This window comes from Rhizobium changzhiense, from assembly GCF_013087625.1.
Classification (GTDB): Bacteria; Pseudomonadota; Alphaproteobacteria; order Rhizobiales; family Rhizobiaceae; genus Rhizobium; species Rhizobium sophorae.
On record NZ_JABFCQ010000003.1, the window covers coordinates 552,835 to 566,859 of the forward strand.

The window sequence follows — 14,025 nt, forward strand, 5'->3', positions numbered from 1 at the left end:
AGCCCCGGCATGAGGTCCTACTTCTGGAACACTTCCTCCATCTTCCGGTTTGTCTCCGCAGCGGAACCAACCGCATCCAAGGAGGAAAACAGATGAATATCAAACTAGTAGGAATTGCCGTGGGTTTTCTGTTGGCATCGCCTTCTGCCTTTGCGCAGTCGTCGACAGTGACGGGCGCTGTAGGCGGTGCTGCAACGGGCGCGATTGTCGGCGGCCCGGTCGGTGCTGCTGTCGGCGGCATCGTCGGCGGCGTGGCAGGTAGCGTCATCGATCCGCCGCCACAGCAGGTTGTGACCTATGTTCAGCAGGCTCCGGCCCCGACTACGCGTGTCGTGGTGAAGGCGAAGGTCGTCGTCGGACAGCCCCTGCCGGATACCGTGGTCGTTACCCCAATTCCCGACGACCCGAAATATGCATACGCGATCGTCAACGATCAGCGTGTGATCGTCGAACCTTCCTCCCGGAAGGTCATCCAGGTCATCCAGTGACCTTGGGCGCTTACGCCAATCAGGCACGCGTGCGACGCTGAGAAAGCGAGGCGGCATCCCGTGCCCGAAATCTTGGAGATTGATCATGAAAAGCAACCACCTCACCATGCTCGTGGCGGCATTATCACTGAGCGTGTCGCCGCTTGCCACACTGCCGGCAGCAGCCCAGCAGGACACCAAGAGCAGCGGCCAGGCCCAATCCGGTTCTCAGACGGACACGGACGCCGGTTCGAAGTCCGGCTCCAGCGCCACCGGAACCGGCACCGACTGCACCCCCGACGCTTCGGGAGCCTGCCCGCAAGGCAAGGGCCAGTCGTCGCAGCAGAAATCCGGCCAGGATTCGGATATGAAAAAGAGCGCCGAGCAGCTTTCCAAGGACAAGTCTTCGACGAGCGGAACGGCCTCCGGCAAAGCCTCGACAGAAGTCAAGCCCGGATCTCAAGACGCCGGCGCCACGACCGAACAGAAGCCCGCCGCCAAGTCCGGTAGCACCGATGCAAGCGGTTTGGCCACAGGCACGAAGAGCAGCACCGAAACCAAGCCTGCTGAGGGCACGAAGAGCGGCACCACCACGCAAAGCGGCGATGCGTCGAAGCAGTCGACCGACCAGAACTCTTCGACGACGAACAAGAGCTCTTCCGAAACCAACGTCAACAACAACACCAACACCACGACGAACAATCAGACGTCCAACACCAAGACCAACGTCAACATTTCCATCGAGCAGCAGACCGAAATTCGCACAGTGGTGAAGGAGGTCCATGTCGAGCCCGTGAAGGAAGTGAATTTCACGGTCTCCGTCGGAACAAAGATCCCGAAGAAGGTTCGTCTCGAACCGCTGCCGCCACGCATCGTGAAGATCGTTCCGCAGTATGAAAGCTACCGCTTCTTTATCCTTGCAGACGGCCGGATCGTCATCGTCGATCCCGATGCCCTTACGATCGTCTACATCATCGAGGCTTAACAGGCATGTCCCGGCGGCGCAAAGACGCCGCCGGTCCCACCGGGAGTGATCAATGATCTACCATGAAGATAAGTCGTCCGGCATCGCGTTTCCCGTCGTCGTCATCCTGATTGCTATGGTCGCCATTGTCGGTAGCCTGGCGCTATCCTCGGGCCACCAGACATCGGCTCGGGTTTGGGTGCCTGGTAGTTCGGGAGGATCGTCATATGAATTGTCTCGCTGACGTTGCCTAGGGTCTCCGATCTTCCGAAGCCAGGATGCCCGCGAAGTCGCGGGCATCCTGGCTGGGACTTCCGTCGGCATCGAGCTCTCCTACGGGGGACCATCTCGCCGACTTCGTCGTCGCCGGCATCGACGACATCACCTTCGTAGTCGATGTCGCCCACGATTTTCATCGGTCGTGCTCACAGGTCGGACGCTGGCGAAAACTCCAACGCAAACCGCGTGCCTCGGCAGAGCCTCACCCACTTCGGTTCGCCGCCAAGCTGCCTGCTGATCGAGGTGATCAACCTGACGCCAAGGCTGCTTGTGGTGGACGGGTCGAAATCGGCAGGCAGACCTTTGCCATCGTCGTCGACGGAAAGTCGCAGCGTGCCATCGCCCGAGGCCGCGACCGCGACTTCAATCGATCAAGCCTGCGCGTGATCACGGGTTAGGCAAGTTCGCCCAAAAGCGGCTTGATTAACGCGGGCGTGCCGTTCGTTAAGTAGTCTGCATCAACGCGCTAGGGATTAAAATTCGTGGCCCGCTCGGCGGGATACGGTGTCTCTGACGTCACGCGGCCGCCACGGGCGTGTTCGGCTGATACGACACCCATCCAGAAAGCCATGCCAAACTCCATGAAGCGTTTTTACAATAAAGTTGCAATCGTTACGGGCGCAGGAGGCGGCATCGGATCAGCCACGCCCGTCGCCTCGCGTCGGAAGGCGCGCATGTCGGGTCACTGATGTGAATGAAGAGGCCGCTGGCGTAGTGGTCAAGGGTATCGAAGCGGAAGGCGGTAATGCGACGGTCATCGCCGCCGACATCTCGAAGAAAGATTCGTGCATTGCGTTGGTCGAGAAAGCATTCGGCCTTAACGGTCGGATCGACGTCCTGGTCAACAATGCCGGCATCAACCGGCGCGGGAACTTGCTGTCACTGTCCGATGAGGACTGGGACATAAGCTTCACAGTAAACCTAGACTCGATGTTCCATCTCTGCCGAGCAGCGTTGCCGCATATGATCGCCGGGGGTGGCGGGGCTATCGTCAACACCGCCTCGCAGTGGGGCCTGTATCCGGCCCCGGACCACATTGCCTACAACACGACCAAAGCCGCTGTCGCTGCGTTCACGCAAAACCTGGCTCGCGACTACGCACCGGACAAGATCCGCGTGAACGCCGTCGGCCCCGGCGAAATTCATACGCCGATGCTGGAAGCCGGCGTCAAGCGCTCAGGCCGCACGGTCGCCGATCTCGACAAGTTGGTTCCGTTCGGCCGTATCGGGAAGCTCGACGAGGTTGCCGCGCTGGTCGCTTTTCTTGCCTCAGATGAGGCGGCCTTCATGTGTGGTTCGCTCGTGGAGATTACTGGCGCGCAAGCTGTGGCTTGAGGTGAAAAGGGAAAGTTCGTTTTCGGGTTTTATAACGAACGCGCGGTGGTGAGAGCCTACCTTAAGTCAATTTGGTAATCCGATGAATGATCGGTACCCGACCGCAGACAGTTAAGTTCCATAAATATGCTTAAACCGGACGAGAAGCTGATTTTTCGCGTATGAGATCATTGATCAAAATTATCATGAGTCGTACGGCGTGTCGGCGGTTCGATGTTTCAAAACCAAGCTAGATATTCGTCGCCATGTAAAACTCAAATGGAAGAATATGCTGAGATACTGTAGGCTCGACCGGGATCGAGCCCTTCCGCCATGGCGCGCACCAGGGTCTCTGCCAGCAACTTTGCAGGATGGGACAACACGACGCTGATCAACCCCTCCGCCAGACCAGCTCTTGTGTCGTTCGTCAGTTCGTGAGCAACCACGATCAGACGCTTCGCGACGGGGCCACCACTGACGTGCCCCCAATAAATTAGGCCATTTGGAACTGGAATTTTCCACTTATGATCCCTGGTGGGAAGAAGAGGAGAATTCGATGAAGGCCTCGAAGTTTTCGGAAGCGCAGATCGCATTCGTGCTGAAGCAAGCGGAAGATGGAACGCCGATCGGCGAAGTCTGCCGCAAGGCGGGAATTTCGGACGCGACGTTTTACAACTGGCGCAAAAAATACGCTGGGCTGATGCCGTCGGAGATGAAGCGTCTTCGCCAGCTCGAAGAGGAGAATGCCAAGCTGAAGCGGATCGTCGCGGACCTGTCACTGGACAAGGCCATGCTCCAGGACGTGCTGTCAAAAAAGCTCTGAGGCCTGCCCGCAAGCGCAAGCTTGTCGACACGGTCAAGGTGGACTGGAAGGTCTCGATCCGGCGTGCATGTTCCGTTTTGAAGATCGATCGGTCGCTGTATGTCTACAAGTCCAGGCGCGGCGAGCAGGCCGAGTTGAAGCTGAAGATCAGGGACATCTGCCAGACGCGGGTGCGTTACGGTTATCGTCGCGTTCATGTCCTGCTCAGACGTGACGGATGGCCTGTCAATCCGAAACGAATCTATCGCTTTTACAAGGAGATGGACCTCCAGCTCCGCAACAAGGTTCCGAAGCGACGGGTCAAAGCGAAGCTGCGGGCTGACCGCACGGAACCGACCCATTCCAACCATGTCTGGGCGATGGATTTCGTTCATGACCAGTTGGCCACGGGTCGCAAGATCAGGGTTTTGACAGTCGTCGATACCTTCTCTCGCTTCTCGCCGGCAGTCGACGCTCGCTTCAGCTACAAAGGCGAAGACGTGGTACAGACGCTTGAGCGGGTATGCCGGCAGGTCGGGTATCCAGCCTCCATACGAGTCGATAATGGCAGCGAATTCATCTCGCGCGACCTAGACCTCTGGGCCTACCATAAGGGCGTCGAGCTCGACTTCTCGCGGCCTGGCAAGCCGACCGACAACAGCTACATCGAGAGTTTCAATGGCAAGTTCCGGGCCGAGTGCCTGAACGCCCATTGGTTCATGAGCCTTGACGACGCGCGCTCGAAGATGGAGGATTGGCGTAGAGACTATAACGAGTTCCGGCCACATAGCGCCATCGGCAACAAGGTGCCGATTTCGCTTATGAACGGCTCATCGGCACCCCCGCCGAACTGAGCCAAAACCCCGGAAAATTCCAGCTCCCGCTGGCCCAAAATCGGGGAGCACCTCAAAAACCGCCGGAGCGAACTCAAAACTGGATAAAACTTGGGGGCAAGGTCAGATCACCGACGGTCCCCTATCTCATACCTGACACAGATTTGAAGCCATCGCCTTTGTTTCAGGCTGTAGAAAGACCTTGAGTTTGATCGAATTTATGGAATGAGGCCGTTCGCCCGATAGGTTGCGATGATCTCCTCGTAGAGTGAGACATCGTTTCTTGTATGGGCAATGAGCTGCGCGCCTTGCACTGCGGCATAGATGGCGCGCGCCTGACGCTCGTTGTCCTCGGGCCCGCCGGGGTTGCGCAAAGCCAACACGCGGGCCAGCCAGCGTTCGTTCATCTCGCCGTATTTGACAACTTCGGTCTGAACTTCTTCAGGCAGCTGATTACGCTCGGCTCCGAGCATTCCGGCAAGGCACAAGCGGTTGTCGGCCCGCAGCGTGTCGGCAAAGACATCCGTGTAGCGCGCCATGCATGTCTCGACGTCAAGTCCCTGCGTCAGCAAGTCGTCGAGAACAGCGCCATAGTGGGCTGTATAGCGATTGGCCAGCGCCGCGCCCAACTCGCCTTTGGTCGCGAAGTAATAGTGAATGCTGGCACTCTTGATGCCGACATCCTTGGCGAGCTCACGAAAGCTAAGGCCGCCATAGCCGAGGTCCTGCACAGTGAGCCGTGCCGCCTCCATGATCCTATCCTTTGTATCCACAGTCACTGTCGTTCCTTTGATCGTCCAGACAAATTTAATCTACCTGACGACAGATAGACGTTGACACTAAGAAATGCAAGGCGTATTGGTGGATCGCTAACTACCTGACGACAGGTAGATAGCAGATCCAACCAATAGGGAACATCACCATGTCTGACAAGCTTCACCTCTTCACATCGCCCTCCGCCTTCCCAAACCCCCAGCGCCTTCGCCTCTTCATGCATGAGAAGGGCATCGCAGACCGGTTCGAGGAGCAAGTCTACGACATGAGCCCAGTCGGCGAGCAGCGCCAATGGCGACATGTCAAGATGAACCCATGGGGCGAAACGCCCACGCTGAAGCTGGCCGACGACACCTACATCGCGGAAACCGACGCCATCGCCCGCTACCTCGATCAATCTATGCCGGGCCGCAAGATCATGGGCGAAACGGCATTGGAGCAGGGGCTGGACAATATGTGGGGTAACCGCATCTGGGTGCACATCCTCTACCGCATCGTCACCGCCTTCCACGTTCTCCATCAGGGCCTTGGCCCCAAGCTCGAACTGACCACCAATCACGCCTGGGGCGAACATTGCCGCAAGGAAGCGTTGGCCCATGCAGGCCTGGTCAATCAGCATCTGTCGGACGGACGCGAATGGATGCTCGGCGGCGACGCTCCGACCTTCTCGGACATGACCATGGCGGTCGCCATCGCCTTCTCGAAATTCCCCATCAACGCAACGCCGCTCGACGAACGCTTCGAGCATATCGACGCCTACTGGAAGCGCTGGCAGGCGCGCCCATCCTTCCAATCCGCCTATGCCGACCGCAACAGCGGCGTGACCGAAATCGACGAACGCTAATCGTCGGCGCAACCGGCAACTCCGTGACCTGCCACCCCCTGGAATCTTAAGTCATCAATCTCGCAGCTTGCACTTCAACCTCAATCAAAGGAGACCACCATGCCCTTCGCACGTATCGATCTGATCAAGGGAAAGACACCTGAATATCGCGCTGCCGTTGCCGACATCGTCTACCGCGGCATCGTCGATGTTCTCAAGGCACCGGACGGCGATCGCTTCATCGTCGTCGGCGAGCATACCGCCGACAATCTCATCTACGATCCGAAGTTCCTCGGATTCGATCGCTCGTCCGACTTCCTGCTGATCCAGGTGACCAGCACGGTCGGCAACGACAAGGTTTCGAAGCTCGCCTTCTTCCGCTTCATCGCCGATGAACTGAAGGAAAAGCTTTCCGTCCGTCCCGACGACATCATGATCAACATGGTCTATGTCGATCGCTCCGACTGGTCCTTTGGTAATGGCGAACCCTGGAACTGATGTCTTGGCGTGACGATTGCCCAAGAGGGCGATCGTCACGGAAGCGATTTCTCCGCATGAACACTTGAGATAGATCAATCCATCAGACCTGGGAAAAGGCAAACCAATGACAATGTCAATCGAACAACTCAAAGCCGATGGCTGGATGAAGGAAGCCAACTACATCGCCGGTGAATGGGTCGGCGCCGACGATGGCAGGACTTACGCGGTGGAAAATCCGGCGACCGAGGCCCGGATCGGCGATGTTCCATGGGTCGGCGCGGTCGAAACCCGCAGAGCCATCGACGCAGCGCAGTCCGCGTTCGTCAGTTGGTCGCGAACAACGGCGGCTGAGCGCGCCGCGCGGCTGCACCAAATGGCGCAGATCGTCTACGACAATTTGGACACATTAGCCGCCATGCTCACGTTCGAGCAGGGCAAGCCTCTGGCCGAAGCCCATGCCGAAATGAAGCTGGGTGCGGACTATATCCAGTGGTTTGCCGAAGAAGCCCGGCGCATCAACGGCGAGATCGTGCCGTCCCCATGGAAGGATCGCCAGATCCTGGTGACCCGCGAGCCGGTCGGTGTCGTCGGCGCGATCTCGCCGTGGAATTTCCCCTTCTCGATGCTCTCTCGCAAGGTGGCACCGGCGCTGGCTGCCGGTTGCACCATCGTCATCAAGCCTTCCGAGTTCACCCCGTTTTGCGGCTTGCTCTATGGGATCCTGGCAGAAAAGGCCGGCGTGCCGGCCGGTGTGGTCAATGTCGTGTCCGGCGATGGCGCAGCGGTCGGCGGTGAACTCACCAGCAACGCGAATGTTCGCAAGATCACCTTCACCGGTTCCACACGCGTCGGAAAGTTGCTTTATAGGCAATCGGCAGACACCATGAAGAAGCTGTCCATGGAACTGGGCGGCAATGCGCCGACCATCGTCTTCGACGATGCGGATCTCGATCTCGCCGTCGAACAGGCTATCGCCGGCAAGTTCCGCAACAGTGGCCAAACCTGCGTCTGCACCAACCGTTTCTATGTGCAGGACGGCATCTATGACGAGTTTGCCCGGAGATTCACCGAGCGCGTCAAGCAGATGAAGGTCGGCAACGGTTTCGAGGTAGGTGTTGAGCAAGGGCCGCTCATCAACCAAGCGGCGGTCAAAAAAGTCGAAGCGCATGTTGAGGATGCCAGGGCCAAGGGCGGGCGCGTGCTAACGGGCGGCCAGAGGCATGCGCTCGGTGCGACGTTCTTCGAGCCGACGGTGATCGCCGACGCCACCTCAGACATGCTTATTGCCCACGAAGAGACATTCGGTCCTGTCGCGGCGCTGTTCCGGTTCAAGGACGAGCAGGAAGGCATAGATGCTGCCAATGCCACCGAGTTCGGCCTAGCCGCCTACTTCTTCACCCGTGATCTGGCACGTACCTTCCGCGTTGCCCGCGCGATCGAGAGCGGCATGATTGGTATCAATGCCGGGGTGATCACGACGCCGGAAGCACCGTTTGGTGGGGTCAAGGACAGTGGGATCGGCCGAGAAGGCTCCTCCCACGGCATCGAGGACTATCTCAACATCAAGTATCTGAGCCTGGGCGGGCTTTGATGCATTCGGTTCGTTTTGGGGCGCAATCTGATCTCAAAACGGACCACCCCATCACGCGTTGCGTAGCGAAATGCTTCTAAGCTTTGGCTGAATTATTGCATGCAATGCCCTCTACCATAGAACAGCATCAATCTCCAATGAACGCGCCGGTGGTTCGAACCCTTTCAAGGCGAGCAATACGAAACTATAGTCTCAGCGCGCATTCCCTGGCAGGTGGAATGCCTGCTGGAAATAGGATCGGAAGGCGAGCATCGGCGGTGAAAGTTCGATGTTCTTACGCCATGCAAGACCAACATCCATGGCCGGCACCGGGTCGCGAACATTGATGGTTTCAATCCGCCGACCCTCCAGTGACCAAGGCCGGTGCACCATGTCGGAGAGGATAGCCACGCCTTGGCCGTTGGCGACGAGGGATCGCACCGCCTCGACAGACGATGTGCGCAGGATCACCTGGGGCTGGTAGGGCGAGGCACTCCAGTATTTCAGCGACGAATGGGCGGCCTCGTCGACGGTCAGCATGATGTAAGGTTCCTCGGCGATTTCCTCCAAACCCACCGAATCTGCCTGTAGCAGGTGATGCTGTGCCGGCACCCACAGGCGGCGGGTCGAACTCAACACCTTCTCCGTCACAAGCGATGGGTTGAGGATGTTGGAGGTGAGTAGCACCGACATATCATAGCGGTTGGTCAGAAGACCTTCCTCGATCGATTCCCGTGTCAATTCGAAGAGCTGGATATCGAGCTTGGGGAAGAGGCGCCGCAGCCGTTCGATGTGCAGGGGCAGAAAATAACCGATGACGGTATAGGTTGCCGCCACCGTCAGGGTACCCTCGACGTCGTTGTTGACGACGTTCAGGTGCGTTGCCTCATCCACCTTTTTCAGGATGTCATAGGCATGCGACAGGAACTGGCGTCCGGCCGCCGTCAGGTCCATGCCGTGTGGGGCACGGATGAACAGGCTGGCGCCGACGGTCTGCTCCAGTTCCTTGATCGCCGTCGTCACGGCGGACTGCGAAATGGAAAGATCTACCGCAGCCTGCGATATCTGGCCAAGTTCCGCGGTCGCGACAAAATAACGAAGCTGCCGGAGACTGAGCGCCATGACGATGCCTTCCTATTCAATAAACCAAAACATGCCATCGGAAAATCAGAAGAGCCGACCCAAAAAGCAGCATATATCAGCACGCAAAGGTGCACACTCGTCTCAACTGATTGAAATTACGTGTTTCTTGGGTGCGCCAAATTTGAGCACTGCATTCTGATTTTCAGATACTAAGCATATAAAAATTGAATTTTTCAAATGAATTAATTCGTCCTAGCCTGATTTCGTCAAAAAAGCGGCGGACGGAAACGTGGCCCCATTGCAGGCAGGCGAGGAACAGTACGTTGATCGATGCAGTAGACATCAATTGCGACATGGGAGAAGCCTTCGGCCGGTGGCGCGTCGGCGATACCGACGACACAACGCTGATGGGTTTGATCAGTTCGGCCAATATCGCCGCCGGTTTTCACGCCGGCGATCCCAACCTCATGGACCAGACGGTTCGTCTCGCGACGGAGCATGGCGTCGGCATCGGCGCGCATCCAGGTTATAACGATCTTCAGGGTTTCGGCCGCCGCAAGATTGCCGGAACGGCCAAGGAACTGGTCAACGACATGGTCTATCAGGTCGGCGCGCTGCGGGAGTTCGCCCGTCGCCACGGCGCCCGCCTGCAGCATGTGAAGCCGCACGGCGCTCTCTATATGGAAATGGCTGTCGACGCCGAACTCTCGCAGATCTTCATGCAATACATGCGCACCGTCGAGCCCAATGCCTACATCTTCTGCATGGGCGGTTCGGAAACCTACCGGGTCGCAAAGGAAGCCGGGCAGCCGGTCGTGCGCGAGTTCTACGCGGACCGCGATTATGACGACACCGGCTCAATCGTCTTTACCCGCGATGCCGGGCGTCCGGATCCCGCCGCGATTGCCCGAAAGGTCGTGCGCGCCTGCAGGGAAGGCAAGGTCAGGACGGTCACCGGCAGTGATGTCGACATCGCCTTTGAATCCATCTGCTTCCATTCCGATACGCTTGGCGCGCTCGATATCGTGCGCCAGATGCGCGAGGCGCTGAATGCCGAAGGCATCCGCATCGCGCCGGTTTCGGAAATCGCAGGCCACTGAGACTTTAAGCGGAGAGAGACATGAGCAAGCTGGAAATCAGATCGCCCTTGCCGGGCACGTTTTACCGGACGCCGGCGCCGGACGCGACCCCGTTCAAGGCGGACGGCGACGCGGTCGCAAGTGCCGACACCATCGGCATGATCGAGGTGATGAAGACATTCCAGGAAATCCCGGCGGGCATCGACGGCACGGCCATCCGCTTCCTTGTCGACAATGAAGAGCCGGTGATGGCCGGCCAGGTGATCGCAGAGGTAGAAGCATGACCATCCGCTCGCTCCTCGTTGCTAACCGCGGCGAGATCGCGGTGCGTATCATCAAGGCGGCAAAGGCGCTCGGCATCCGCACCGTACAGGTCCACAGTGCAGCGGATGCCGACATGCTGGCGGTGAAGCTGGCCGACGAGGCCGTGAATATCGGCCCGCCATCTGCCGCCAAATCCTACCTCAATATCAATGCCGTTGTTTCCGCCGCCAAGGCGACCGGCGTCGATGCGGTGCACCCGGGCTATGGCTTCCTCTCCGAAAACGCCGATTTCGCCGACGCGGTCGAAGCTACCGGCTTGATCTTCATCGGTCCGAAGGGTGACGCGATCCGCCTGCTCGGCGACAAGGTCGCCGCCCGCGCGGTGGCCGCCCGCGCCGGCGTGCCGACCGTTCCCGGCAGTGCCGGACGGATCGCCAGCCTCGACGAGGCCCGCGTCATCGCGAACAACACCGGCTTTCCGATCATGATCAAGGCCGCTGCCGGCGGCGGCGGGCGCGGCATTCGCATCGCCGACAACATGGCGGACCTGGAACGGCATTTCCCGCAGGCTTCGGCGGAGGCCGCTGCCGCCTTCGGCGATGGCGGGCTCTATCTCGAGAAGGTTGTCACCACGGCCCGTCATGTTGAGGTTCAGATTCTTGGCGACGGCGAGAATTTCGTTCATTGCTTTGAGCGCGAATGCTCACTGCAGCGCCGTCGCCAGAAGGTCTGGGAAGAAGCGCCTTCTTTCCTGCTGCCAGCGGCCGTGCGTGAAAAGCTGTGCGCTAGCGCCGTCGCGCTTGCCAGGGAGGTTGGCTATCGCGGCGCCGGCACTGTCGAATATCTCTACGACGAGATCGCCCGCGAATTCTACTTCATCGAGGTCAACACCCGCATCCAGGTCGAGCATCCGGTGACCGAGATGATCACCGGCATCGACCTCGTGCAGGAGATGATCAAGGTCTGCGGCGGCGCCCAGCTGTCGATCGCCCAGAAGGATATCGTCGCGCGCGGCCACGCCATCGAATGCCGCATCAATGCCGAGGATCCGTCCCGCAACTTCATGCCGGCACCTGGGCGGATCGAGACGCTGAAAGTTCCCGAGGGCAAAGGCATCCGCTTCGACACTATGCTCTACGAAGGTTATTCCATCCCGCCGTTCTACGATTCGCTCGTCGGCAAGTTGATCGTCTGGGCCGAAAGCCGCGACGCATGCCTTGAGCGGCTGAAGAGCGCGCTCGAGGGCCTGACGATTACCGGCATTCCAACGACGGTGCCGCTGCATCTGGCGCTTGCCAGCGACGAGAGCGTCCGCCGCGGCGCGTTCCACACTCGCTTCCTCGAAACATGGCTTGAAACCGAATTCGCCGGTCTTTCCGGCAAGACCGCGGAGGTTGCCTGATGAGCATACGATATTCGTTCGGGGGCGATGAGCATCTGTTCATCGAATGCAGTGAGGAGATGTCGCTCGAAGCCTTCTTCACCAGTCTGTCAATGGCAACCGGGGTGCGCGAAAGCGGCATCAAGGGCGTGTCCGAAATCTGCCCGGCCAACGCATCATTCCAGATCAAGTTCAATCCCGACATCATCCACCCCAACGATATTCTACGGGAGGTAAAGTCGATCGAAGGAGCCGCCAGCAAGGCCGAACCGGTGATCAAGACCCGGATCGTCGAAATTCCGGTGTTCTACAATGATCCCTGGACGCACGAAACGCTGATGCGCTTCCGCGAGCGCCACCAGGATCCCGCGGGTACCGATCTCGACTACGCCGCCCGCATCAACAATTTCGGTTCGGTCGATGATTTCGTCGCCGCCCATTCCGGTTCGCCCTGGTTCGTCTCCATGGTCGGTTTCGTGGCCGGACTGCCGTTCATGTACCAGATGGTCGAGCGCCAAAGGCAGATCCAGGTTCCGAAATATCTTCGCCCGCGCACCGATACCCCGAGACTGACCGTCGGCCATGGCGGTTGCTTCGGCTGCATCTACTCCGTGCGCGGTGCGGGCGGTTACCAGATGTTCGGCATCACCCCCATGCCGATCTTCGATCCGACCCAGACCACCAGCTATCTCCGAGACTTCATGGTGTTCTTCCGCCCCGGCGACATCGTCAAGTTCAAGCCGATCGGCCGCGATGCCTACGACCAGGCGGTCGAGGATGTCGACAAGGGCCGGTTTGCTCCGCCGATCCGCGAGGTCAGCTTCGATCTCAGGGAGTTCCAGAAGGACATCGACGGCTACAACGCCACGCTGGAGGGCATGCTCAATGGCCATTAAGGTTCTTCATCATGGTCTCGCCACCACCGTCCAGGATCTCGGCCGGCCCGGCTATTTCCACCTCGGCATACCCGTCGGCGGTGCGATGGACCGTTACGCGCTGCGGGCGGCAAACCTGCTCGTCGGCAATGACGAGGGTGCTGCCGGGCTTGAAGCCGTCTTCATCGGGCCGAAGCTCGAATTCACCAAGGATGTACTGGTTGCCGTCACCGGCGCCGAGATGCCGGCCAACGTCGACGGCGTCGCGCAACCCGGCTGGACCGCCTTCAAGGTCAAGGCCGGGCAGACCCTGACCTTCGACTACCTCAAATCCGGCGCACGTATCTGCATCGCTGTCTCGGGCGGTATCGATGTGCCGGAAGCACTTGGCAGCCGCTCGACCTATCCGATCGGCGCACTCGGCGGCTACAAGGGCCGGGCGATCGCAGCCGGCGACGAGCTTCCGGTCGGCACTGCTAGCCTTGCGACCGAGGGTCGGACGGTCCCCGAAGATTTGCGCCGTAAGCCGGGCATGCTGGCGGAGCTTCGCGTTTTGCCGGGCCTCTACTGGCACCGCGTCACGGAAGAATCGCAGCAAAACTTCTTCGCCGACGAATGGAAAGTCGCCAACGAGGCCGACCGCATGGGTTATCGCTTCAAGGGCGGACGCAAGCTCGATTTCGTTGAGCGCGAGCAACCTTTTGGCGCCGGTTCCGATCCGTCGAACATCGTCGACAGCTGCTATCCCTATGGCTCCATTCAGGTCCCGGGCGGCAACGAACCGATCATCCTGCACCGGGACGCCGTCTCGGGTGGCGGCTACTTCATGGTTGGAACGGTCATCTCCGCCGACATGGATCTTATCGGCCAGCTCCAGCCTCATACGCCCACCCGCTTCGTCAAGGTGACGATGGACGAGGCGCTTAAGGCGCGGGCGGACCGGCAAGCCCTGTTGACCAGCCTTCGCAGGGCAGTGGCCTAAGGAAGGGGTGATCCGATGCGGGCTTTGCGACATGGCGACTGTGGCAGCGGGAAAG

The 14,025-nt window shown here is 59.3% G+C and carries 14 protein-coding genes and 1 pseudogene; 13 read left to right on the forward strand and 2 right to left on the reverse strand.

Annotated elements, in window-relative coordinates; translation table 11 throughout:
- The first annotated feature begins 92 nt into the window (after window positions 1-92).
- From G9X68_RS17675 to G9X68_RS17695, 5 genes and pseudogenes are all read left to right on the forward strand, one after another.
- A complete protein-coding gene (locus G9X68_RS17675; RefSeq protein ID WP_171603490.1) occupies window positions 93-488 on the forward strand; it encodes a DUF1236 domain-containing protein in 396 nt (131 codons plus the stop codon).
- Between the two features lie 85 nt (window positions 489-573).
- Window positions 574-1,452: a DUF1236 domain-containing protein gene (locus G9X68_RS17680; protein ID WP_171603491.1), complete on the forward strand. Its 879-nt coding sequence runs from the start codon at window positions 574-576 to the stop codon at window positions 1,450-1,452.
- 257 nt (window positions 1,453-1,709) lie between these two features.
- Window positions 1,710-2,108, forward strand: a complete 399-nt coding sequence (locus G9X68_RS17685; protein WP_171603492.1) for a hypothetical protein — start codon at window positions 1,710-1,712, stop codon at window positions 2,106-2,108.
- A 183-nt stretch (window positions 2,109-2,291) separates the two neighbouring features.
- Window positions 2,292-3,045: pseudogene (locus G9X68_RS17690) on the forward strand (SDR family NAD(P)-dependent oxidoreductase).
- 535 nt (window positions 3,046-3,580) lie between these two features.
- Window positions 3,581-4,680 (forward strand): IS3 family transposase gene (locus tag G9X68_RS17695; protein WP_171603493.1). Its coding sequence is split into 2 segments (ribosomal slippage): window positions 3,581-3,833 and window positions 3,833-4,680, totalling 1,101 coding nucleotides; the frame shifts between segments, so codons are not numbered across the junction.
- Between the two features lie 197 nt (window positions 4,681-4,877).
- Here the strand turns inward: G9X68_RS17695 and G9X68_RS17700 are convergent.
- The gene (locus G9X68_RS17700) at window positions 4,878-5,411 is read right to left on the reverse strand and encodes a TetR/AcrR family transcriptional regulator (RefSeq protein ID WP_171603494.1); all 534 of its coding nucleotides are present in this window, start codon (window positions 5,409-5,411) and stop codon (window positions 4,878-4,880) included.
- Window positions 5,412-5,581: 170 nt separating this feature from the next.
- Here G9X68_RS17700 and G9X68_RS17705 point away from each other — a divergent pair, with 170 nt between their 5' ends.
- From G9X68_RS17705 to G9X68_RS17715, 3 genes are all read left to right on the forward strand, one after another.
- On the forward strand, window positions 5,582-6,277 hold the full coding sequence (locus G9X68_RS17705) for a glutathione S-transferase family protein (RefSeq protein WP_171603495.1): 696 nt from the start codon (window positions 5,582-5,584) through the stop codon (window positions 6,275-6,277).
- A gap of 99 nt (window positions 6,278-6,376) precedes the next feature.
- Complete coding sequence (locus tag G9X68_RS17710) at window positions 6,377-6,754, forward strand: tautomerase family protein (protein WP_171603496.1); 378 nt, start codon at window positions 6,377-6,379, stop codon at window positions 6,752-6,754.
- Window positions 6,755-6,860: 106 nt separating this feature from the next.
- On the forward strand, window positions 6,861-8,327 hold the full coding sequence (locus tag G9X68_RS17715) for an NAD-dependent succinate-semialdehyde dehydrogenase (protein WP_171603497.1): 1,467 nt from the start codon (window positions 6,861-6,863) through the stop codon (window positions 8,325-8,327).
- Between the two features lie 192 nt (window positions 8,328-8,519).
- On the opposite strand, the gene G9X68_RS17720 is transcribed toward G9X68_RS17715, so the two are convergent.
- Entirely contained in the window at window positions 8,520-9,428 is a 909-nt protein-coding gene (locus G9X68_RS17720) for a LysR family transcriptional regulator (RefSeq protein WP_129420974.1), read from the reverse strand.
- Between the two features lie 284 nt (window positions 9,429-9,712).
- Here G9X68_RS17720 and G9X68_RS17725 point away from each other — a divergent pair, with 284 nt between their 5' ends.
- From G9X68_RS17725 to G9X68_RS17745, 5 genes are read left to right on the forward strand one after another with little or no spacing between them, the layout of a single operon-like run.
- Window positions 9,713-10,489 carry a 5-oxoprolinase subunit PxpA gene (locus G9X68_RS17725; RefSeq protein WP_171603498.1) on the forward strand — a complete coding sequence of 259 codons (777 nt, stop codon included), beginning with the start codon at window positions 9,713-9,715 and terminating at the stop codon, window positions 10,487-10,489.
- A 20-nt stretch (window positions 10,490-10,509) separates the two neighbouring features.
- Window positions 10,510-10,752: an acetyl-CoA carboxylase gene (locus tag G9X68_RS17730; RefSeq protein ID WP_171603499.1), complete on the forward strand. Its 243-nt coding sequence runs from the start codon at window positions 10,510-10,512 to the stop codon at window positions 10,750-10,752.
- A complete protein-coding gene (locus G9X68_RS17735) occupies window positions 10,749-12,134 on the forward strand; it encodes an acetyl-CoA carboxylase biotin carboxylase subunit (protein WP_171603500.1) in 1,386 nt (461 codons plus the stop codon). Before G9X68_RS17730 ends, G9X68_RS17735 begins: the two co-directional genes overlap by 4 nt.
- Window positions 12,134-13,009 carry a 5-oxoprolinase subunit B family protein gene (locus tag G9X68_RS17740; protein WP_171603501.1) on the forward strand — a complete coding sequence of 292 codons (876 nt, stop codon included), beginning with the start codon at window positions 12,134-12,136 and terminating at the stop codon, window positions 13,007-13,009. Before G9X68_RS17735 ends, G9X68_RS17740 begins: the two co-directional genes overlap by 1 nt.
- Window positions 12,999-13,970: a 5-oxoprolinase subunit C family protein gene (locus tag G9X68_RS17745; protein WP_171603502.1), complete on the forward strand. Its 972-nt coding sequence runs from the start codon at window positions 12,999-13,001 to the stop codon at window positions 13,968-13,970. Before G9X68_RS17740 ends, G9X68_RS17745 begins: the two co-directional genes overlap by 11 nt.
- The last annotated feature ends 55 nt before the right edge of the window (window positions 13,971-14,025 follow it).